The organism is Streptococcus sanguinis (assembly GCF_050234405.1).
Lineage (GTDB): Bacteria > Bacillota > Bacilli > Lactobacillales > Streptococcaceae > Streptococcus > Streptococcus sanguinis_W.
The window spans coordinates 1,738,510-1,759,953 of record NZ_CP092117.1; the positions used below are offsets into that span (position 1 = coordinate 1,738,510).

Sequence of the window (21,444 nt, forward strand, 5' to 3'; positions counted from 1 at the left end):
GAAAGTTATTTTTCCCGAAAATCTGCAAATTTTTGTAAGATTCTTGCTGCAACTGCCTTGGGTAAATTTTCCTGAAAAGCGACCTGCTCATCCGCATAATCGCTCAAGCCTGGGAAATCACCAACCTGCACAGCGTAGAGAGAATTCTTAAAGAGCTGGATATCATTTTGATCATTACCAAAAGCTACATAATCCGAACCGCAGAGTTCCTTTACAGTTGAAGCTTTATTGGTTTCAGCCGGATTGACATAAAAACATTTCTCATGCTCATGATAGTCTAGACTTAGATTAGGCAAGCTTGCAAAACGAGCCTGTACATCATCTAAGAGCTGCTCATGATTCCCCATGTAAATAACGACCTTAATAGGATGCTGGAGTTCAGTCAGTTCCAGCCGTCTTGCCCGCTTGAGAGGATCTACACTGGCAATAAAAGGGATTTTTTCTAAAATCTGGCCGCTGTAGTCAAAAGTATTATCAACGAAAAAAGGCAAATTATAGGTCAAACAAGTATCTAGAATGGCTTGATAACTCGACTGATGCAGCTGACGCTCAAACATCAGCTGTCCATTCTGATAAGCTACTCCGCCGTTCAGGCCAATCACTATCTGCTGACTCAATTCCGGACCTAATAGTCCCAGACAATCTCGATAGGAACGCGCCGAAGCAAACAGAACTTCATGCCCAAACTGAGGAGCCGTCAGCAGGACCTGCTTAATCTCCTCATCAATCGTCATATAATCAAAGGACAAGGTCCCATCCAAATCAAAAACAAATTTCATGATTCAAGACTCCGTTTAAAGGCCTGGTAGGTCTGCTCCATCAGCATGGTAATAGTCATAGGCCCAACGCCTCCAGGTACAGGGGTAATCAGGCTGGCAAGTTCAGACACTTCATCAAACTTAACATCGCCAATCAGCTTGCCATTTTCATCTCGGTTCATACCGACGTCAATGACGACAGCCCCTTCCTTGACAAAGTCCTTGGTCACAAAATGTCCACGTCCGATAGCCACCACCAAAATATCTGCCCGCTTAGCAGTCTTGGCTAGATTGTGGGTCCGCGAATGTGTCAGAGTTACCGTCGCATTCTTAGCTAAAAGGAGCTGAGCCATGGGCTTACCGACAATATTACTCCGCCCGATGACGACCGCTCGCTTGCCTTCCAGTTCAATGCCATATTCATGGAACATTGCCATAATGCCTGCAGGAGTAGCCGGAATCATAACCGGATGGCCGCTCCATAGCTTGCCCATATTAAGGGGATGAAAGCCATCAACATCCTTGTCTGGATCAATAGCCAGCAGCACAGCTTCATCATCGATATGCTCAGGCAAGGGCAGCTGGACCAAAATGCCATGCCAATCAGGATTTTGATTATAAGTTTCAATCAAGCTCAAGAGCTCTTCTTGGCTAGTTTCTTCTGGCAGACGTTCTACCTTACTCCGAAAGCCAGCAGCCAAGGCTGAGCGCTCTTTATTACGCACGTAGATTTGACTGGCTGGATTATTTCCCACTAGAATCACTACCAAGCCCGGTACCTGACCTGTCTTTTCTTTGAGGCGAGCCGTTTTTTCGGCTAATTTTTTCTGAAGCTTCTCTGCCAAACCTCTACCATCAATAATCTGCGCCATGTCATTCTCATTTCTTTTTCATTATCTTTTTCATTATACCAAAAAAATTTGTGCCCAGCCTATAACTTTTTCTTATATAAGGTTATAAGGTAGGGATTCATTGGCAGCTAGTGGTAAAATTTTCAGCCCTACTGAATCATTTCTATCTCTTTTAAAATAAGATAAAAAGGGTAAAAATAAAAAGCAGCTAAGTGCTTTTTAGTAGAGTAATTCATAAATTTCCATTGCAATCAAATCGATGCTGTCGAAAGTATAGGTTTCACGCGCTGCGACATCACGCAAGGTGAATACAGAGCCGTTTTCTTCATCGTAACTGTAAGCTACTTCTGCTACAACAACTCCTTCACGCTCAAAATTACGTTTCAAATTTCCGCCATCCTTAGCCATAGCTTCTAAGCGGTTGATAATTCTAACTAAATGTGATTCCATTTTGTTTCTCCTATTTACTTAGTTCCCTCTTATTTTACCATAAATAGCGACCGAAATACCACTAAAAGCCAATTTTTTGTAATTTTTCAAGAATTTGTTTTCATTCTGCTCGGTCTAAGGGAGGATTTTGTAGTAAATTCTTGCAAAGTTCGAGAATACTGATATAATGAAACTATAAAACTTTGACTATTTTTGACCTTTAATTATTTCTATAAATAGCTTGCACACTAAAAGAAAAGAGGTATCTGCATGCTTTGTCAAAATTGTAAAATCAATGAATCTACGATTCACCTTTATACCAATGTAAATGGCCATAAACAGCAGGTGGATTTGTGCCAAAACTGCTACCAAATCATGAAAACAGACCCCGAACATTCCTTGTTCGGTGGAATTGCTAATGCCAACAATCACGGAACAGATCCTATCGATGACTTCTTCAATAGCCTCAGCAATTTTCAACAGCCTCAGGAACCAACTACTCCTCCTACCCAATCTGGCGGAGCCTATGGAGGCAGTGGCGGCTACGGTTCCAATCCCAGCAAGGGAGGCCAGCCTCAGCCAGCTCCGCAAAAACCAAAAGGTTTGCTGGAAGAATATGGTATCAATGTGACTGAATTGGCTCGCCAAGGCGAGATTGATCCTGTTATTGGCCGTGATGAAGAAATCGTCCGTGTCATTGAAATCCTCAACCGCCGCACCAAAAACAATCCTGTTCTCATAGGAGAGCCAGGAGTCGGAAAAACTGCCGTGGTGGAAGGTCTGGCCCAGAAAATTGTCGATGGTGATGTGCCTCATAAACTCCAAGGCAAGGAAGTTATCCGCCTAGACGTTGTCAGCTTAGTACAGGGAACTGGTATCCGTGGCCAATTTGAGGAGAGAATGCAGAAGCTCATTGATGAGATTCGTTCTCGTCAGGATGTCATTCTCTTCATTGATGAAATCCATGAAATTGTCGGAGCAGGCTCTGCTGGCGATGGCAATATGGACGCTGGGAACATCCTCAAACCAGCTCTGGCTCGCGGAGAACTCCAGATGGTCGGAGCAACCACTCTCAATGAATACCGTATCATCGAGAAGGATGCTGCGCTGGAGCGCCGTATGCAGCCCGTTAAGGTAGACGAGCCGACGGTTGAAGAAACCATTACCATCCTCAAAGGGATTCAGAAAAAATACGAAGACTACCATCATGTCAAGTACACAGATGCGGCTATTGAAGCTGCTGCCCTTCTCTCCAACCGCTACATCCAAGACCGCTTCCTACCAGACAAGGCTATTGACCTTTTGGATGAGGCTGGTTCTAAGATGAATCTGACCCTCAACTTCGTTGATCCCAAGGTCATTGACCAACGTCTGATTGAGGCCGAAAACCTCAAGGCTCAGGCAACCCGCGACGAAGACTTCGAGAAGGCGGCTTACTTCCGCGACCAGATTGCCAAGTACAAGGAACTCCAACAGACAAGTGTGCTAGATAAGGATACTCCGATTATCAGCGAGAAAACGATTGAGCACATCGTGGAGCAAAAGACCAATATCCCAGTTGGCGATCTCAAAGAAAAGGAACAGTCTCAACTAGTCAATCTCGCCAGCGACCTAAAGGCTCATGTCATCGGCCAAGACGATGCTGTGGATAAGATTGCCAAGGCCATCCGCCGCAACCGAGTCGGACTAGGAAGTCCTAATCGCCCAATCGGCAGCTTCCTCTTTGTCGGACCAACTGGTGTCGGTAAGACTGAGCTGTCTAAGCAACTAGCCATTGAGCTCTTTGGTTCGGCTGACAGCATGATTCGCTTTGATATGAGTGAATATATGGAGAAACACAGCGTGGCCAAGCTGGTCGGTGCCCCTCCGGGCTATGTCGGCTATGATGAGGCTGGTCAATTGACTGAGCGCGTCCGCCGCAATCCCTACTCACTCATTCTGCTGGATGAGGTAGAAAAAGCCCATCCTGATGTTATGCACATGTTCCTGCAGGTTCTAGATGATGGTCGCCTGACTGATGGCCAAGGCCGAACTGTCAGCTTCAAGGACACCATTATCATCATGACATCCAATGCTGGAACTGGCAAAGCTGAAGCCAGCGTTGGCTTTGGGGCAGCGCGTGAAGGCCGCACCAACTCCGTCTTAGGTGAATTGGGCAATTTCTTCAGTCCTGAGTTTATGAACCGTTTTGACGGCATTATCGAATTCCAGGCGCTCAGCAAGGACAATCTGCTGCAAATCGTCAACCTTATGCTGGACGATGTTAATCAACGTTTGGCAACCAATGACATTCATCTGGATGTTACGGAGAAGGTCAAGGAAAAATTGGTTGACCTGGGCTACGATCCAAAAATGGGCGCTCGCCCACTGCGCCGTACCATTCAGGACCATATCGAAGATGCTATTACTGACTTTTATTTGGAAAATCCAAGCGAAAAAGAGCTTAAAGCTGTCATGACCAGCAATGGTAAGATTCTCATCAAGTCAGCCAAGAAAACTGAAAGCACAGAGTCCGTTAATTCATCACAAGAAGAAAAATAATTTTCGACAAAATAGAGCAGAAAACAGTTAGTTTTCTGCTCTATTTCTTTATTTATCCTTCTGAACCTTGTAGCGCAGAATTGTTTTCAGTTTGCTAGGGTCTGTCCGATTCAGATTATTGAGATAGATTTCCCTATGAGTGTGTGAAATCCGTGTCAGCTGGTGACTCTGACAAAAGGCATCCATTTTAGTGAAGGATTGAGGTTCTTCATCAAAAGGTCCTAGGTGCAGCATGGAGACACACGCTCCTTCCGTCATTTCTTCAAAGCGAATCTCGTCATAGAGAGGATTAGGCTTTTTGACACGGACTTGTTCCAGAGCCTTTTTCACCATCTCTCCAGTGATAAAGTCTGGCTGCCCAATCATAATAGTATAAATCAATTCTTCTTTAATCAGTTCTCCTACTTGCTCCTGCTGCCAAAGTCCTTCCAAGGGATAGACTGTAAAATCAGTAAATTCTTGCTCGACCGCTGTCTTTTTGTAGTTCATCTTGATAGCATAGGCTAAACTGTACAGAGCACCAACTCGTTCCGAAAAGTCAGCAGCATTAGGATTGCCCTTGCCGTCAATCATGATAAAAGACTGGGCAGGAACATCTATGAGACAGGGTGCAGACTTGATTTGATAGAATTCTCGATTGGCTTTTCTCCATTCATATTTCATGAGAGAGCCCTCCTTTCTTTACTACAAACAGTATATCAAAGAAAAGCTGACAACCTCTGTCAGCTTTTATAAATATCGGCAATGGCTTTTAACTTTCCTTTGAATTCTTCCCGTAACCGAGGCGGCTCCATGATTTCAACTCCATCCAAAAAGGATAGCAAGTAGATATAAAGACTATCGTGACTCGGCAAATGCGTTTCAACATAAAGGCCCCCATCAGTCTCCTCTATCTCTGCTTCTGAAAACTCCTCGTACACCCGAAAGGCATGTTTCTTGTCAAATTTCAAGAGGACTTTTACAGTATCTCTTAGCCGCTCTTCGGGGCTAAATTTCTCATTCAAGACTCTCTGCTTAAATCGTTCCTCTAACATTTGACAATCTCTCATTCTGCTGAGTTTAAAAAAGCGCGGAGCTTGTCTTAAGCGACAAAAGCCAGCAACATACCAGTTTTGGCTTTTAAATACTAACTTCAGCGCCTCTATCTTGCGCTGCTCTCTTTCTCCACGCCCATTCAAATAAGAAAAAGACAAGACTCTTCTTTGCAAGATTGCCTGCTTAATAGTATCAAACAGTTCTTTCTGATCTGCTTTTTTGCGCCAGTCAGTGAAATCCACCTCCAGCCAGGAAGTTGCCTGAACTTGAAACAAGGACTGTAGCTTAGACAGGGTCTCTACTTGCTCGCCATCTGTTAAAATCTGCAAGCCTTGAAGAGCTGCTAATAGCTCATCCCTCTCAGACTCTGAAAACAAGGCCTTGTCCAAGACAAAATCCTTCATCAGAAAAATACCCCCGCCTTTGCCTGGACTGCAATAGATAGGGATTCCTGCCAAACTCAGCTTGTCTACATCTCGATAGATGGTCCGAATAGATACTTCAAATAGTGAGGCCAATTCGGGAGCTGTTGCGCGGCCCTGCTCTAAAAGAAGATATAAGATTTTAAAAAGTCTGCTTTCTGTCATAAAACCACCTCGCTCCTATTATAACAATTTCTTCTAAAAATGTTTTACCATTCCTATAAAGAAGAGTTTTCTAAACGGTCGGAGGAAGGAATTTATTATTTGAAGGGGATTTCTTTCAAGGACTATCATTCTTTTTCTGTCCAATAAACCGAGTAAATTCTTGACAGCTGGGCCTTAGTCCATTATGATAGATAGTAAACTGACTAGAGATTGAGGATATTAGAATGACAAATCCAACCTTTGGTGAAAAGGAAGCAAATGTAGAATATGTGACCCGTTACGGAGTCTATGCCGTTATCCCAGACGAGAAGAAAGAAAAGATTATTTTGATTCAGGCGCCTAACGGGGCTTGGTTTCTGCCCGGTGGAGAGATTGAAGAGGGGGAAAACCATCAGACTGCCCTTGAACGCGAGCTGATGGAAGAACTTGGATTCACAGCCCAGCTTGGACGCTATCTTGGACAGGCTGATGAATATTTTTACTCTCGCCATCGCGACACCCATTTCTACAACCCGGCATACCTGTATGAGGTCACCTCTTTCCAAGAAGTCCAAAAACCGTTGGAAGATTTCAATCAGTTGGCCTGGTTCCCCGTCGATGAAGCTATCGAAACACTCAAACGTGGCAGCCATAAATGGGGTATCCAAACTTGGAAAAATGCGCTTAAAGCTTAAAGAAATCATTCACAATTCATAGCAAACATGTTATAATAATAGCAGGTATAAAGCAGGAGGAAATCGTATGAAGCTTATTAATACAACAAACAGTCATGCTGACCTTGTCAAAAGCCAATTGGAAAGCACCGATGCGATATTAGTCGAAGTTTATTCTGCTGGAAACAGCGATGTTGTTTTTACACAAGCTCCTCTTCACTATGAAATTTTGATTTCAAACATGCACCGTGCTGTACGCGAACAGGAAATCGAAAAAATCAGAGAATTTTTCTTGAAGAGAAAAATTGATGCAAATACTATTGATAGAGCTGCTATCCGCACGATTTACGCTAATAATCTAATCGAAATTTCCATTCCTGTTAAACAGTAAAACTAAGGCTATTGCCTTAGTTTTTTTATTGTTTATAGATCATGGTAATATGAGGTGTCGATTCAAAAATAAAGGGTTGGCCAACTGATTTGAAGCCATACTTTTCATAGAGAGCAGCCACCTGAACCTGAGACTCTATTTCAATTTCCTTTCCTGGCCATTTTTCAGCACATAATTGCAGGATTTCTCTGATAAGCTGTCCTCCTAAGCCCTGTCCTCGTGCAGACTGAGCTGTGACTACTCGACCAAAGACTAAATGCTCTCCCTCTTCAAAGACACGGGCATAAGCATCAATTTCCCCTTGTTTATTAGCATGGTAAACATGCACTGCTTCTAGGTCCTTCTCATCCAGCTCATGATAAATGCGCTCCTGCTCCACCACAAAGGTGTCAATGCGCAATTTTAAGATTTGATAAAATTCTATCGAGTTCAGCTCTGTTAATTTTTTCCTAGACCACATACTTGTTTCCTCTATCTTTTTAATGTATAATAAATGCAAATGCAACTATCAAGGAGTTCCTATGGATTACCGTCAACTTTTCCGGCAAATGGGCTTTATTTCTAGACAAGCCATGATGAAAATGAATCAAAAAGCCAGTAACTACGGCCTAGACAATAATTTGTTTCTACTGCTCATTCGTATCGTCGAAAATGAAGGTCTCAGCCAGTCACAACTGGCAGAACTGGTGCAGATTGACAAGACTACTCTCAGCCGTTCTCTAGGAAAGCTGGAAGATAGAGGCTTAATTATCAAAAAGACCAAAGCTCAAAATAAGAAGTTCAAAGAGCTCTATCCTAGCAGTCAGGCTCTCAAACTCTACGACCAACTGATTGGCTTTGAAAATACCTACGCCAGTCAGGCGCTGCAGCAACTGACTTCCTCTGAGCTCTTTCAGCTTCAAAACATTTTGGCTAAAATAAGCACTCCTAAGTTATAAGTAGTATAACAGAAAACAGTTGCAAACGCAACTGTTTGTTTTTGCTAATTTAGTTTTAAATTAACAAATTTTCAAATCAATCTATCTAAAAAACGGCTTACCACTAAAGGGCAAAGCCATTTTTTATTTTGGAAAACTTACTTGCTCTCAAAGCCTTCTGCGACAGCTTGAACAAAGTTTTCTTCTAAAATTTCTGCACAGTGGTCACAGACAAGAGCTTGATAACTACGCTCTTTAACTGTTGTATCAATGCGACGGCAGCGATCACAGACTTGCCCCTGCGCATGCTCTACAACAAAAGCTACATCTTCAAAGACTAGAGCGCCTTCTGGAGCAGGTCCTTCAGCAATCGTTAATTGTGAAACAATAAGAAGCTGTGCCACATCGCTGTTAACTGCTTCCAGCAAGGTCTTGATGACTTCATTCGGATAGACAGTCAGATGTGCTTCCAACGATTTCCCAATAACCTTCTCATTGCGGGCTTCTTCCAAGGCTTTCTGAGCCTGACTGCGGAAGTCCATAAAGGCAGACCAAGTGTCCAAGATTTCTTCTTGATTTGGGAAAGTCTGAGCTTCTGGCAATTCAGATAACTGAACAAATTCTTCCTCTTCATGCTCTAGGTAAGACCAAATTTCTTCTGCTGTATGCGGCAGGATTGGTGTCAACAGCTTGGTAATCTTGACCAAAATATCATAGAAGACAGTCTGCATCTGACGACGTTCCAATGACTTAGCTGCTTCGATATAGACGACATCTTTGGCAAAGTCCAGATAGAAAGCGGACAAGTCAACGGTCACAAAGTTGACAATCGCTTTATAAATAGTCAGAAACTCAAAGTCCGCATAAGCCTTGCGAATAGTCTCCACTAACTGATTGAAGCGGATAGTCATGTACTTATCAACGGAGCGAAGATCTTCGTAAGCTACGGCATCCTCAACTGGATTGAAGTCAGAGGTATTAGCAATCAAGAAACGAAGCGTATTCCGAATCTTACGGTAGGTTTCAGAAACTTGACCCAAGATATCCATAGAGATGCGAACGTCGTTGCTAGAATCAACACTGGTTACCCAGAGACGCAAGATTTCCGCACCAAATTGTTTTTCTACATCGCTTGGAGAAATCGTATTTCCAAGGGATTTAGACATCTTTTCCCCCTTACCATCTAAGGCAAATCCTTGTGACAAGATTTGTTTGTAAGGAGCTACGCCATGGTTGGCAACTGAAGTGATGAGAGATGAGTTGAACCAACCACGGTATTGGTCTGAACCTTCTAGATAAAGATCAGCCGGGTAAGTTAACTCAGGACGATTGACCACTACACCATTCCATGATGAACCTGAGTCAAACCAAACGTCCATGATGTCCGTTTCCTTGGTAAATTCGCCGTTTGGAGAACCTGGATGAGTAAATCCTTCTGGTAAAAGGTCTTTTGCTTCACGCTTCCACCAGACGATAGAGCCGTGCTCCTCAAAGAGCTGAGCTACGTGTTCGATGGTTTCAGCCGTCATGATTGGTGTGCCGTCTTCGGCATAGAAGATTGGCAATGGCACACCCCAAGCCCGCTGACGAGAGATAACCCAGTCACCACGGTCACGGATCATGTTGTAGAGACGTACTTTACCCCATTCAGAATGGAATTTAACTTTTTCAATTTCGTCTAAGATTTCTTGGCGGAATTTAGAAACAGATGCAAACCACTGTGGTACTGCCCGCCAGATGATTGGCTTCTTAGTCCGCCAGTCAAATGGGTATGAGTGAGAAATTTCTTCTTGAGCAAGGAGCAAGTCACCAAGCTTTTCAATAACTGTTGGTGCAACCTTGTCATAGAACTGGCCTGCAAAGTCTGGACCAGCATTTTCCATCATGATACCACGCTCGTTGACTGTGACAAATACTTCCAAGCCGTTAGCTACACCGACATTATAGTCATCCTCACCAAAACCAGGCGCTGTATGGACAATACCAGTACCAGAGTCTGTCGTAACGTGGTCACCAAGGATAACAAGTTCATCTACAGCAGTATCCCATGGGTGAACTGTCACGATCTGGTTTAATTCTTGACCACGGTAGGTATCCAAAACTTGAACATCAGTCCAGCCAAATTTCTCTGACAGACTATTCAACAATTCTGAAGCAACCACAAACTTACGAGATTCACCAGCTGGTTGAACGACTACGTAATCAATATCTGCTCCAACAGTCAAACCACGAGAAGCTGTAATAGTAAACGGAGTTGTTGTCCATACGACGATGTAAGTATCTGTGTCCAGTACCCCTTTTCCGTCTTTAACACGGTTAGCATAGTAGAGAGAGGTGGAAACCAAATCATGGTATTCAATTTCTGCTTCAGCAAGAGCTGACTCAGAAGACCAAGACCAGTAAACTGGCTTAGCGCCACGGTAGATGTAGCCTTTCTTAGCCATTTCGCCAAAGACACGAATCTGAGCCGCTTCATAATCAGAAGTCAAAGTAACATAAGGATTATCCCAGTCACCAGAAACACCCAAACGCTTGAAGTCCTCTTTTTGTTTTTCGACTTGGCTAAGCGCATAGTCCCGACACATGTTGAGGTATTCTACCAAGTCCAACTCTTTGCGCTTAACGCCTTGTTTTGCCAATACCTGCTCAATCGGAAGACCATGCGTATCCCATCCTGGAATGTAAGGCGCATAGTAGCCAGCCATAGACTTTGAGCGAACAATGATATCTTTGGAAATCTTATTCATAGCATGGCCAACGTGAATATTCCCGTTAGCGTATGGCGGGCCATCATGTAGGACAAAATGTGGCTTGCCTTCATTCAATTCCTGACGGCGCTGATACAGCTTAGCTTGATCCCATTCTTTTTGCCAGATTGGCTCCTTATTTGGAAGACCGGCCCGCATAGGAAAAGCAGTTTTTCCAAGGTTAAGTGTTTCTTTCAGTTTCATTCTATTCCTCTTTATTTTTAAAATTACAAATTAAAAACCGCAAACTTCTCCAAAAAGGACGAAAATTCGCGGTACCACCTTTGTTTAGGCAAGACAATAGCATAATACTCCTCTTGCCCCTCTTTGTCCGTAACGTGGACTGCCGTCTCATCCTACTGATTTCAGACGAAAGTTCTGTAAAATGATAGCCCAAGCAAGATGGACTGCAGATCTCTCACCATCATCTGCTCGCTGAAAGTATTTTGCTTGGTCTGTGTTTTTACAATCTTATCTTCTTTAAAAATTATAAAATATTTACTGGAACTTTTTGTTCCCCATTTGTATCATCATCGTGATGGTCAGCTTCTGAGTTTTCCTCAGCTGCATGAGCTTCTATATCTTCATCACTGAGCGGAGAAAAAGCTTGGGTCGCAGCTAATTCACGGTTAGCAGCTTCAATGCGCTCTTGCAGCTCAGCCATTTCTTCTGGAGAAAATTGACGAGTCACATCCACTTCTTCCTCACGAACAACTGCTTCTTCTCCCAGAACCTCAGATACAACTTCCTTGAAGGCCTCATCGCTGGTCTGCAGATAAGTAGCTGTCGGACGCAGGATTTCTTCCCACTCAGAAGAATCCACAATGCTGAGTTGGCTCTCAATGGTTGATTTCAAACGTTGATGGAAGACACGTGTTTTGTTTTTCAGTTCTTCTGTTTCAATGGCTACTTTCTTAGCATTGTCAGCTGCCTGACGCAAAATTTCATCAGCCTTGTACTTAGCTCCATCCAACAAATGCTGCGCATCCTGCTCTGCCTGACGGACAATATTCGTAGACCGCTCGTTGGCAGCAACTTTAACACGCTCAGCCGTATCTTGAGCAATCAAAACAGACTGGCTGAGAGAGTCTTTCATCTCATCAAAATATGTCAGACGTTCTTCCAGATTGCGAATTTTTGCTTCTTTTTCGTGGTTTTCGCGAACCAAGTCCTCATAATCGCGGACAACGATGTCAAGGAATTCATCTACCTCTTCAACATCATAGCCTCTAAACTTGGTTCCAAAGGATTTATCTTTAATTTCTAATGCTGTAAGTGTCATAGTTCCTCCTCATTTACTAGCTAATAATTCAACGGTTAACTTATGTTTTCCATTCTTGGAAAGGCCATTTTCTCTTAAAACCTTAAATCTTCCAAATCGTCTAACGCTTATCAAGTCTTCAAGCCCGACCTGCTGGCTGGGATTGTCATTAACAGCATAGTTCATTTTCACATGCTTGCCAGAAATCAGCTGAACAGCCTGGCTCCTTGATAGTTTAAAGGTGCTGGCTACCAACTTATCCAAGCGAAGACTAGATGCTAAAATTTCTTTGGTAACAGCCTGCTTCTGCTCTCTCAGCTGCTCTGCAAAGGAAACTTCCTTTAGTTTGACAGGCATCTTTGCAATTTTAGAGACATGATCAATAAAATACTGGGCCAGTCTCTTATCTACAAAGAGCTGAGCACGGTCTCCAACTACAAGAATATCGCCAAAGGTCCGTCTTTCAATCCCTAAATGATTGAGCAAGGTTCCCATAATCTGCGAATGACTGATTTTATAAAATTTGCTTGCATAGGAAATTTCCAGCAAGCTCAATTCAAAATCATCCATATTCAGTTGGTAATAAGAAGGCGCCACAAGAACTCTTGCCAGTTCACTTGGAAAAAAATCCGTACTAGCAAAGACTTGCACATCATATTGCTTGCCAATATTCTTCAGGATTGAGACCTGATGGGGATTCAGAAAAGACGTTGTTTCAAACGCATAGGTATCTTGAACCCGCTGAAGCAGCTCCAGACTCCTATCAATAAACTCTCGATCCTCATGCGAAAAATGTTGATATAAATCTTTCATCATAATAACATTAGTAAGACGCTTATTAAATAAAAGACCACACGATTTAAAAGGTTTAAAGCCAGAATTGCAACCCAAACGGTAAAGTCCAGCCCTGCAAACTGCAAGGGAAGACGGCGGAAAAGTTTTAAATACGGTTCTACAATTCGTGTTAAAAACTCTCCGAATTTGGTTTGATAGGCTCCTGGAAACCAAGACAGAAGTGCATAGACAATCAAGGCAATGCTATAAAGATCGAAAAGATTAGAGATGGCACGAATTACAAAATATAACATATCTCTTATCTACTGCGCTTCATATCAAAGTCGAATTCGCTGATTTCAACATCGTTTGGCAGGCGGATGTCTTCCACATTTACCACTACATTAATCGGAGTCAGCAAATACATAGTGCTTGCAACTTTTTTCAAATTTCCAGCCAAGACATAACGCGCACCGTCTAGGTAGTCTAAACAGCGACGAGCCTGTACCTCAGTCATATACTGGAAGTCAATCAGGATGCTTTCATTGGCCAAAAGCAGGTCAACAATTTCAGTCGCTTCCTCATATCTCCTCGGATAACGAACATCAATCGTAATCTTCTCATCCGCATTTGCACGGTGCTGAGCCAATTCCTGCTGACGTGCATGCAGTCTGGTAATATTCTCTGTAGAAGATTTCTGTTGTGGCTGTGGTTTAGGCTGTGGCTTAGCCGCAGCAACCGGACGAGGAGCTGGCTTGCTCTCTCTAACTGGCTTAGGCTGAACCAATTCAGGCTTCTGCTTAACAGGCGCTGCAGGTCTGCTGACAGTCTGCTCCTGAACCTCAGTCTCATCTCCATCTTCTGTAAAATAATCTATAAATTTATCAAATCTATCTTTTAATGACATATTTCTTTCCTATTTAAAAAATGCTGTACCAATTCTGACATAGGTCGAGCCATGGGCAATTGCTTCAGGATAATCACGGCTCATTCCCATGCTTAATTCAGAAAAGGGCATATTATTTAACTGTTTCTTTTTTAATTCTTTTTGTAGTTGATGAGCCTTTTCAAAAATTTGGTTCAGCTCCTCATGACTAGCTTCAAACGGAGCCATAGTCATCAATCCCACAATTTGAACATTTTCTAATTTTTCAAGTTCAGGCAGGACAACTTCAAGATCTTCAACTAAAAAGCCATGCTTGCTCTCTTCTTTAGAAATATTCAACTGCAGGAAACATTTAATCACATGTTCAGCCCGTTTGTCAATCTCCTTGGCCAATTTTACAGAATCTAAAGCGTGAAAGTAATCAACATAGTTAATCACATCCTTGACTTTTCTCCTCTGCAAACTGCCGATCAGGTGCCATGTCAGATTCTCATCTTTCAGAGCATGGTATTTATCTAGAAATTTATCTACCCGATTTTCTCCGATATGCTGAATACCTGTACGTGCAAGCTCCTGAGTTGTTTCGCAGTCAACATATTTGGTAACTGCAATGATATTTACTGAATCTTTCAAACGATGGGCTTGCTCCGCCGCTTGAGCGACGGATTGAAAGACCAACTCTTTATTATTCTGCAAATTCATGATTTAGATTAACGATTTCTGAAGAATGGAGGTGTTTCCAATTCATCATCATCTTCATTAGTTTCTGCATAGCGTTCCACGCGGGCTGACGAACTTGGTTCAGCCTGACGAACAATCGCTTCGCGGCGAAGATCCCAATCACCAAAGGCTGAACCTTTAGGCGCATCCGTTCTTTGACGAGTTGGAGCAGGAATATCAATTGTTTCGGTCATATCAAAGTTTCGTTCAAACTGTCCTGAGCGAACTTCGCGATTTGGCTCAACTTGCTGCGGACGGCTTGGACTAGTAGGCTGCTGGGTCTGACGAATACCGCTGACCTTTTCAACCTTATCCTGACGGACACCAGTAGCCACAACAGTCACGCGGATTTCATCCTTCATAGACTCATCAATCGCAGTACCGAGCCAGATGTTCACACCATGACCTGCTGCTTGGTTGACAATTTCTGAAGCTTCTTCAGCTTCAATCAAGGTCATATCTAGACCACCAGTAACGTTGACAATCACGTCCTCTGCGCCATCAATGGTTGTTTCTAAAAGAGGTGAGTAGATAGCTTTGCGAGCAGCTTCGATGACACGTTCTTCACCACTACCAACACCAATTCCCATCAAAGCATTACCCTTGTCTGCCATAACTGTTTTCACGTCGGCAAAGTCAAGGTTAATCAGTCCTGGGCTGGTAATCAAGTCAGTAATCCCTTGGACACCTTGGCGAAGAACATTATCTGCTTCACTGAGTGCTTCAAGGAGCGGAGTCTTCTTGTCTACAATTTCAAGCAAGTTGTTATTTGAAATAATCAAGAGTGTATCTACATGCTCGCGAAGTTCGTTGATTCCTTCTACTGCAAAGGTTCCACGCTTGCTTCCTTCAAAACCGAAAGGACGTGTAACTACAGCAACAGTCAGAGCGCCAACATTTTTTGCGATACGAGCAATCACTGGAGCAGCACCTGTCCCAGATCCACCACCCATACCAGCAGTGATGAAGACCATATCTGCTCCTTGCAGAGCTTCAGTCAGGACTTCTTCACTTTCTTCAGCTGCCTTACGGCCTACTTCAGGCTGACCACCAGCACCAAGTCCGCGAGTCAGCTTAGGACCGAGCTGAATAACTGTTTCAGCTTTAGCACTGCTAAGAGCTTGAACATCTGTATTTGCTGCGATGAATTCAACACCAGCAACACCTTCATCAATCATTCGGTTGATGGCGTTACCGCCACCTCCACCGACACCAATAACTTTAATTACTGCGCCTTGTGCAGCAGCAGCGTCAAATGAAAATGTCATATTCTCTGTATTCTCCTTAATCAAACATTTTGCCAATTAGGTTGCGCATCCGATCTGTAATACCGGTTTTCGGTTCTTGGTTTGGCACATCAGCACTGGCAACTGGAACTTCTTGGACCGGCTCCTCAGGAATCTCATCAGCTGGTTGAGGTTCAAAGCGTGGTACTGACTGAGCAGGACGCTCAAAGGATACAGGTCGGTGGCGCAGTTGCTCATCACCATGAACAGCAACCTGAGCCAGCATATCCACATCTGTTAAGTTTCCAGCATACTCTGACAGGCTGATAACATGTGCAAAGGCTGGATTGCGAATGCCGATTTGATTCGGCACATAAAGCTTGACATTCACGCCAAACACTTCCTGAGCCAGTTCAACCACTCCTGGAAGAATAGCTGCTCCACCAATAATCACAATGCCGCCTGGCAACTCGAGGAGATGCCTTCTATCCAAATCGCGTTTGATTTGCTCAAAAATGTGTTGGATACGAGCAGAAATAATCTCAGCCAGATACTTTTCAGTTACTTCAACCGGCTCAATCTCTCCAATCACTTCTACTTGGAAAGACTCTGTCCCAGCTTCAGGAACATAAGCAGAACCATAGTTAAACTTGAGACTTTCAGCTAACTTTTGCGAAGTCTTCAAAACCTTGGAGATGTCCTTAGTTACGTAGTCGCCACCTTCTTGGTATATATTCGTATATTGAAGCTCTTGACCTTTAACAGAAGCCACTGTAGTTTGACCGCCACCCATATCAATAACAGTTGCCCCAAACTCACGTTCCCCTTCGTTCAAGATTGACTTAGTCATAGCCAATGGGGAGATAATAACGTTCTCAAGCTGAACTCCCGCGCGCTCAACTGTCTTACGAAGGTTATGCAGGATAGTTCGTGGTCCAGTGTAGAGGAGACCACGCATTTCTAAGCGAATCCCCATCATACCGCGTGGGTCACGAATCCCTTGGAAACCATCCACTACAAACTCTTCTGGGATGAAAGTAATCACTTCGCGATCAGGAGTCATACTCTTAGTCAGAGCAGATCTAACAACATTCTCTACATCTGTATCTGTGATTTCCTTAGAATCACTAGTCACAGGAATCATACCCTGAGTAGGCTCAATCTGTAAGAGATTAGCCGGAAGTCCGACATTAACTAAACCAATTGAAATGCCTGCTTTTTCTTCTGCTTGAGAAATAGCTGTCTTAATGGCAGCAGCAGCAGCCTCAATATCAACAATAATTCCATCTTTAACGCCAGCACTTTTCGCGTTGCTGACTCCAATAACATTCATTTCATCGTTGATGTGCTCTGCCACCAACACTTTAATTGAGCTAGTTCCTATATCTAATCCAGTAAAAAAGCCGTCTCTAGCCATTACACCAGTCCTCTCTATCTTCCATGTTTCCAGTCTATACTAATAACGCTAAAAATTAGAGTTACCCAAGCTTTATTATAACATAAAGAAAATGAAAATGCGCAGTTTTTCTACATATAATTTAGCGATTTTCGGTATTTCCCGGGTTTTCTGTTGAATTTTGTGGCTCTGCAGATTCTTGTTCTTGACTTTCTGTCACCTGCTCAGCCGCTTGTTCTGTTGGCTGTCCCGTCGATTCCTCTTCTGCTTTCTGCTTTTCTTCGTCAGAAGACGACGACTCGTTTTGAGCTCCTTCAACATAACTAAAAATCCCTGCTTCCATATCTACAACACTAGGTACACCCTCTTCCAGCTGCGATTGGATTCCCTTGTAATATGGCAGTTTTTTGGCAATATGTGAAATTGGTACCAAAATTTTATTGCCATCATGCATGGTCAGCGTAACCAAATCCGGTGTCACCTTGCTCGGGGTCAGCTGAACTATCTTAATATTTTTCTTAACCGAAGCCGGTACCTTTTCAATTTGAAGAGCAAATTCTTTAATCAATTTTTTATCTGAAAATTCTATCGAAATATGGGTTTCCGGCATAGAATTTGCAGCAGTTGGTTCCGAAATAATCTCCCCATTTGTCAGAATAGGATAATACTGGCCACCCTCGTGCAGATAGGCCAGAACTCCGTACTCCTTGACTTTTACCTGAAAAGTAATCGGAAACTGATAAGCCATCTCCAAGTTGTTAATCCAAGGACTAGAAGCTTTCATATTGCGGATATGATTGCCACCATTGATAAAGGTTGTTAAAGTATAGTCCTTCTCATCAATCTTACTGCTTTTGAGCAGATCTTCCTGACTGACCATTTGATTCCCTGAAAATTTGATTGTCTTCATGGTCGCCAGTGGCGTCAAAAAATAGACTGACAGGAGAAAAATCAAGCCACTGCCCAGCAAAACCGGCAGCGCTCGATAAATATGAATCCTCGAGATATGCACCTTAGCAGCTTCTTTTTCTGCCTTTTTCTGAAGTTTCTCCAGTTTTTTGCGCTCTTTCTCGCCCAATTCGGTCTCTAGCTCAGGTTCAGATGAGTCATCTTCCAAATATTCTGTTTCTTCCTCTTCATAAGATGAGTCGTCTTCTTCCGTCTCTTCAGCTATTTCTCCGCCTTCGATTGAGTCCTCAGCTTCAGCTTCTTTTACTTCCTCTTCTTCCAGCTCCTTCTGTTTACTTGCTTCTTCCTGAGCCTTCTTTTCAAGATATTCTTTATTTCGTTTCTGCCATTCAGAGAGGTGCTCACTTACCTCTTCCTTTGGCTCATCATTGTTTTTCTTGCTCATTTCTTTCCTTTGTCAATATCCACTTTCAATAAAGCATAAAATTCATCTACAGACTTGATTTCCTGAGAATTTTTCATAGATTGATGATAAGAAGCTTGGTTAGCCAAAAGGTCATCAAGTGCTGCCTGTAAATTGCTCATATCCAGCTGTTCCTCTGCCAATTGCTTGGCATATCCCTTTTTCACAAAATAATCCGCATTTTCAATTTGATCGCCGCGGCTGGCTTCGCGTCCCAGAGGAACGATAATGTGCAGCTTAGCCATGGCCAAGAGCTCAAAGATTGTATTGGAACCGCCGCGAGTCACCACTACATCTGCCAAGTCCATCAAAGGCTGGTAGAGGTCGGTCACATAGGCTCTGCGAAAGAGACGGTCAGACAGAACATCCAAACTTGCATCGCCTGTCAGATTGATAATGTTGTAGCGTTCGGTCAGCGCAGCTTGATTCTGGCTGACAAAGTCATTAAAGACCTTAGCACCAGCAGAACCACCGACAAAAAGCAGGGTGGGCAGTTCTCTATTAAAATATTGACGAATTTCTTCTAGTTCCTGCGGTGCGACTGACTCTTGGTTACCGATCTTGGTCACAGCTCCGACATGCTCAATCTTGGTCAGACTGGAAGGTTGCTCAAAGGTTGCATACATCTTGGTCGCACACTTATAAGCAATTTTATTGGCCAAGCCAATGGATAGATCCGATTCATGAACATAGACGGGCACTCCGGACAATCGGGCTGCAATCACGGGCGGAACGGATACAAAGCCTCCCTTAGAAAAGAGGGCCTGCGGCCGAACCTTGAGCATAATACCCATCGACTGGAAAATGCCCCAAACAACCTTAAAGCCATCCAGCAGATTCTGCCATGAAAAATAGCGACGAAGCTTGCCCGTAGCCACCGAATGGAAGGTCACGTCAAGTCCTGACTTTTGGATTTCCTGGTACTCAATACCATGCTTATCACCAATATAGTGGACCTGCCAGCCTTCTTTGATAAATTTCGGAATCAGGAGAAGGTTGAGGGTTACATGCCCAACCGTTCCTCCACCAGTAAATACAATCTTTTTCATCTTAACCTTTTAATTCTTCAAATGCAGCGAGAAATTCATCGCCACGGACTTCAAAATTACTATACATATCCCAGCTAGCATTGGCAGGACTGAGCAAGACAATGTCTCCTGGCTCCGATTGAGAATAGGCCTTATGAGCTGCATCCCGGACATCAGTCGCATCCAGATAAGAAACACCTGCCAGATCAGCCGCCCTCTTTACACGCGCAGCTGATTGTCCTAAGATCACCATTTTCTTGAGCCCTTTGAGGTCAGGCACCAACTCGTCAAATTCATTGCCACGGTCCAAGCCGCCTGCAATCAGAATCACCTTGCTATTGTCAAAACCAGATAGGGCTTTCTGGGTTGCCAAGATATTGGTAGACTTACTATCATTGTAAAAGGCAACCTCATTTACACGTCCCACATACTGGAGACGGTGCTTAACACCACCAAAAGCAGACAAGACTTCTTTGATCGTCTGATTGTCAATGCCACGCAGTTTGGCCACAGCAATCATAGCCAGAGCGTTTTCGACATTATGACTGCCAGGAACACCGATTTCAGCCGCCTGCATAATCGCTTCTCCACGGAAGGTCAAGACATCACCCTCTAAATAGGCACCATCCACCTTTTCAGTCGTTGAAAAAGGGACAACAGTAGCCTGAGTCTGGCTAGCCATTTCCTTGGCCCAATCTTGATTGAAATTCAAAACCAAATAATCATCAGCTGTCATGTTTTTCTGGATATTCCACTTGGCAGCTGCATAGCCCTCAACAGAGCCGTGATAATCCAAATGAGTCGGCATGAGGTTAGTAATAACAGCGATTTGCGGATGAAAATCCTCAATCCCCATCAACTGGAAGGAAGACAATTCCATGACCAGCGTATCCTTGCTGCTGGCTGTTTGGGCTACCTGACTAGCAGGATAACCGATATTACCAGACAAAAGACCATTCTGGCCGCCAGCCGTCAAGGCTTGCGCAATCATGGTTGTAGTCGTCGTTTTTCCGTTTGATCCCGTAATACCAATAATCGGTGCTTCTGAAATGAGATAAGCCAACTCGACTTCAGTAATGACTGGAATCTTCTTCTCCAGAGCTCGGACGACCATGGCATTGTCATAAGGAATACCTGGATTTTTCACCATTAGTTCAAAATCTTCGTCCAGCAACTCCAAGGGATGACCTCCTGTCACCACTTTAATACCTTCTTCTAGCAAAGATTGGGCAGCAGGATTTTCCTCGAAAGGTTTACCGTCATTAACCGTCACGATGGCTCCTAATTTATCTAAAAGGCGAGCTGCTGACTCACCCGACTTGGCCAATCCCAGGACCAAGACCTTCTTATTGGCAAAATTTGCTATTTTTTTCATAAGCAACCTCTTCCATTCATACTTCACTCTATTTTACCTTTTTTTGTGAAAATAAAAAAGACATAGGAGTCTTTTATTTTCGACTGTAAGCAAGTTTTGAAAAAAATGATATGTTTTCATCTATTTGAAATATTTTGTAACATAAACCTATTGTTTTTGTAAAGAAAAAGAGCAAAAGCTCAAAACGTCTATCCGACTTTCTAAGCTCTTGCTCTTTTTTATTCTTCATCAAAATTCTTTTTTGATTTCTTAGGCGTCTTGAGGCGATTGATATCCCGCAAAGCCAAGACAGTCACTACGGATAGGCCGAAACCTACAAAATATTCAGCCGGCAACTGGAAAATTTTAAAAATGCCTAAGCCAAATAAGATAATTAAGGCTACAATCAGTAGCACCATGGTCACTGCATTAACAGTCCCTTTAATACTGGATGGAACAGCAAAAATGTAGAAAAAGAGGATTAAAATCCCAATGATAAGATAAACCATCTTGCTGCT

At 43.3% G+C, this 21,444-nt stretch carries 22 protein-coding genes; 4 read left to right on the forward strand and 18 right to left on the reverse strand.

The genetic code is table 11. The annotated features are described in order from the left end of the window. Nucleotides 1-5: 5 nt before the first annotated feature. The 3 genes from MFP28_RS08420 to MFP28_RS08430 all read right to left on the reverse strand — a co-directional run bounded on the left by MFP28_RS08420 (nucleotide 6) and on the right by MFP28_RS08430 (nucleotide 2,059). Nucleotides 6-779 carry an HAD hydrolase family protein gene (locus MFP28_RS08420; RefSeq protein ID WP_002907035.1) on the reverse strand — a complete coding sequence of 258 codons (774 nt, stop codon included), beginning with the start codon at nucleotides 777-779 and terminating at the stop codon, nucleotides 6-8. After that, entirely contained in the window at nucleotides 776-1,630 is an 855-nt protein-coding gene (locus MFP28_RS08425) for a bifunctional methylenetetrahydrofolate dehydrogenase/methenyltetrahydrofolate cyclohydrolase (protein ID WP_002907036.1), read from the reverse strand. The genes MFP28_RS08420 and MFP28_RS08425 overlap by 4 nt, the downstream gene beginning before the upstream one ends. A gap of 198 nt (nucleotides 1,631-1,828) precedes the next feature. Continuing rightward, entirely contained in the window at nucleotides 1,829-2,059 is a 231-nt protein-coding gene (locus MFP28_RS08430; RefSeq protein WP_002896146.1) for a DUF1797 family protein, read from the reverse strand. Nucleotides 2,060-2,308: 249 nt separating this feature from the next. On the opposite strand from MFP28_RS08430, the gene MFP28_RS08435 reads away from it, so the two are divergent. Beyond that, the gene (locus MFP28_RS08435; protein WP_002907037.1) at nucleotides 2,309-4,579 is read left to right on the forward strand and encodes an ATP-dependent Clp protease ATP-binding subunit; all 2,271 of its coding nucleotides are present in this window, start codon (nucleotides 2,309-2,311) and stop codon (nucleotides 4,577-4,579) included. A gap of 48 nt (nucleotides 4,580-4,627) precedes the next feature. On the opposite strand, the gene MFP28_RS08440 is transcribed toward MFP28_RS08435, so the two are convergent. Both MFP28_RS08440 and MFP28_RS08445 read right to left on the reverse strand, forming a co-directional pair. Continuing rightward, complete coding sequence (locus MFP28_RS08440; protein ID WP_002907038.1) at nucleotides 4,628-5,242, reverse strand: GyrI-like domain-containing protein; 615 nt, start codon at nucleotides 5,240-5,242, stop codon at nucleotides 4,628-4,630. 59 nt (nucleotides 5,243-5,301) lie between these two features. Continuing rightward, nucleotides 5,302-6,201: a helix-turn-helix transcriptional regulator gene (locus MFP28_RS08445; RefSeq protein ID WP_002907039.1), complete on the reverse strand. Its 900-nt coding sequence runs from the start codon at nucleotides 6,199-6,201 to the stop codon at nucleotides 5,302-5,304. Between the two features lie 224 nt (nucleotides 6,202-6,425). Between MFP28_RS08445 and MFP28_RS08450 the strand changes: the two genes are divergently transcribed. Both MFP28_RS08450 and MFP28_RS08455 read left to right on the forward strand, forming a co-directional pair. Further along, the gene (locus tag MFP28_RS08450) at nucleotides 6,426-6,875 is read left to right on the forward strand and encodes an NUDIX hydrolase (RefSeq protein WP_002900905.1); all 450 of its coding nucleotides are present in this window, start codon (nucleotides 6,426-6,428) and stop codon (nucleotides 6,873-6,875) included. 67 nt (nucleotides 6,876-6,942) lie between these two features. Continuing rightward, nucleotides 6,943-7,245 (forward strand): DUF1827 family protein, encoded by a 303-nt coding sequence (locus MFP28_RS08455; RefSeq protein ID WP_002898025.1) that lies wholly within the window; start codon nucleotides 6,943-6,945, stop codon nucleotides 7,243-7,245. A 25-nt stretch (nucleotides 7,246-7,270) separates the two neighbouring features. On the opposite strand, the gene MFP28_RS08460 is transcribed toward MFP28_RS08455, so the two are convergent. After that, the gene (locus tag MFP28_RS08460; protein ID WP_009659940.1) at nucleotides 7,271-7,705 is read right to left on the reverse strand and encodes a GNAT family N-acetyltransferase; all 435 of its coding nucleotides are present in this window, start codon (nucleotides 7,703-7,705) and stop codon (nucleotides 7,271-7,273) included. Between the two features lie 22 nt (nucleotides 7,706-7,727). Here MFP28_RS08460 and MFP28_RS08465 point away from each other — a divergent pair, with 22 nt between their 5' ends. Further along, on the forward strand, nucleotides 7,728-8,183 hold the full coding sequence (locus MFP28_RS08465; protein WP_002900910.1) for a MarR family winged helix-turn-helix transcriptional regulator: 456 nt from the start codon (nucleotides 7,728-7,730) through the stop codon (nucleotides 8,181-8,183). A 137-nt stretch (nucleotides 8,184-8,320) separates the two neighbouring features. Here MFP28_RS08465 and ileS read toward each other — a convergent pair whose 3' ends face one another. The 12 genes from ileS to MFP28_RS08525 form a co-directional block, all read right to left on the reverse strand. Continuing rightward, a complete protein-coding gene (ileS, locus tag MFP28_RS08470) occupies nucleotides 8,321-11,113 on the reverse strand; it encodes an isoleucine--tRNA ligase (protein WP_002907041.1) in 2,793 nt (930 codons plus the stop codon). Nucleotides 11,114-11,396: 283 nt separating this feature from the next. After that, on the reverse strand, nucleotides 11,397-12,191 hold the full coding sequence (locus tag MFP28_RS08475; protein ID WP_002907042.1) for a DivIVA domain-containing protein: 795 nt from the start codon (nucleotides 12,189-12,191) through the stop codon (nucleotides 11,397-11,399). A gap of 9 nt (nucleotides 12,192-12,200) precedes the next feature. Continuing rightward, nucleotides 12,201-12,986: an RNA-binding protein gene (locus MFP28_RS08480; protein ID WP_002907043.1), complete on the reverse strand. Its 786-nt coding sequence runs from the start codon at nucleotides 12,984-12,986 to the stop codon at nucleotides 12,201-12,203. Next, the gene (locus MFP28_RS08485; protein ID WP_002896162.1) at nucleotides 12,983-13,258 is read right to left on the reverse strand and encodes a YggT family protein; all 276 of its coding nucleotides are present in this window, start codon (nucleotides 13,256-13,258) and stop codon (nucleotides 12,983-12,985) included. The genes MFP28_RS08480 and MFP28_RS08485 overlap by 4 nt, the downstream gene beginning before the upstream one ends. A 5-nt stretch (nucleotides 13,259-13,263) precedes the next feature. Beyond that, the gene (locus MFP28_RS08490) at nucleotides 13,264-13,851 is read right to left on the reverse strand and encodes a cell division protein SepF (protein ID WP_002896164.1); all 588 of its coding nucleotides are present in this window, start codon (nucleotides 13,849-13,851) and stop codon (nucleotides 13,264-13,266) included. A 9-nt stretch (nucleotides 13,852-13,860) separates the two neighbouring features. Next, complete coding sequence (locus tag MFP28_RS08495) at nucleotides 13,861-14,532, reverse strand: YggS family pyridoxal phosphate-dependent enzyme (RefSeq protein WP_002907044.1); 672 nt, start codon at nucleotides 14,530-14,532, stop codon at nucleotides 13,861-13,863. An 8-nt stretch (nucleotides 14,533-14,540) separates the two neighbouring features. Continuing rightward, nucleotides 14,541-15,818, reverse strand: coding sequence for a cell division protein FtsZ (gene ftsZ, locus MFP28_RS08500; RefSeq protein ID WP_032916021.1), 1,278 nt, complete (start codon nucleotides 15,816-15,818; stop codon nucleotides 14,541-14,543). A 16-nt stretch (nucleotides 15,819-15,834) separates the two neighbouring features. Continuing rightward, a complete protein-coding gene (ftsA, locus tag MFP28_RS08505; RefSeq protein ID WP_002896169.1) occupies nucleotides 15,835-17,193 on the reverse strand; it encodes a cell division protein FtsA in 1,359 nt (452 codons plus the stop codon). A 121-nt stretch (nucleotides 17,194-17,314) separates the two neighbouring features. Then, nucleotides 17,315-18,526: a cell division protein FtsQ/DivIB gene (locus MFP28_RS08510; RefSeq protein WP_002904043.1), complete on the reverse strand. Its 1,212-nt coding sequence runs from the start codon at nucleotides 18,524-18,526 to the stop codon at nucleotides 17,315-17,317. Further along, nucleotides 18,523-19,593: a UDP-N-acetylglucosamine--N-acetylmuramyl-(pentapeptide) pyrophosphoryl-undecaprenol N-acetylglucosamine transferase gene (locus MFP28_RS08515; protein WP_002904042.1), complete on the reverse strand. Its 1,071-nt coding sequence runs from the start codon at nucleotides 19,591-19,593 to the stop codon at nucleotides 18,523-18,525. The genes MFP28_RS08510 and MFP28_RS08515 overlap by 4 nt, the downstream gene beginning before the upstream one ends. 1 nt (nucleotide 19,594) lies before the next feature. Then, complete coding sequence (gene murD, locus MFP28_RS08520) at nucleotides 19,595-20,947, reverse strand: UDP-N-acetylmuramoyl-L-alanine--D-glutamate ligase (RefSeq protein WP_032916023.1); 1,353 nt, start codon at nucleotides 20,945-20,947, stop codon at nucleotides 19,595-19,597. 218 nt (nucleotides 20,948-21,165) lie between these two features. Next, complete coding sequence (locus tag MFP28_RS08525) at nucleotides 21,166-21,435, reverse strand: DUF3165 family protein (protein WP_002907048.1); 270 nt, start codon at nucleotides 21,433-21,435, stop codon at nucleotides 21,166-21,168. Nucleotides 21,436-21,444: the final 9 nt, after the last annotated feature.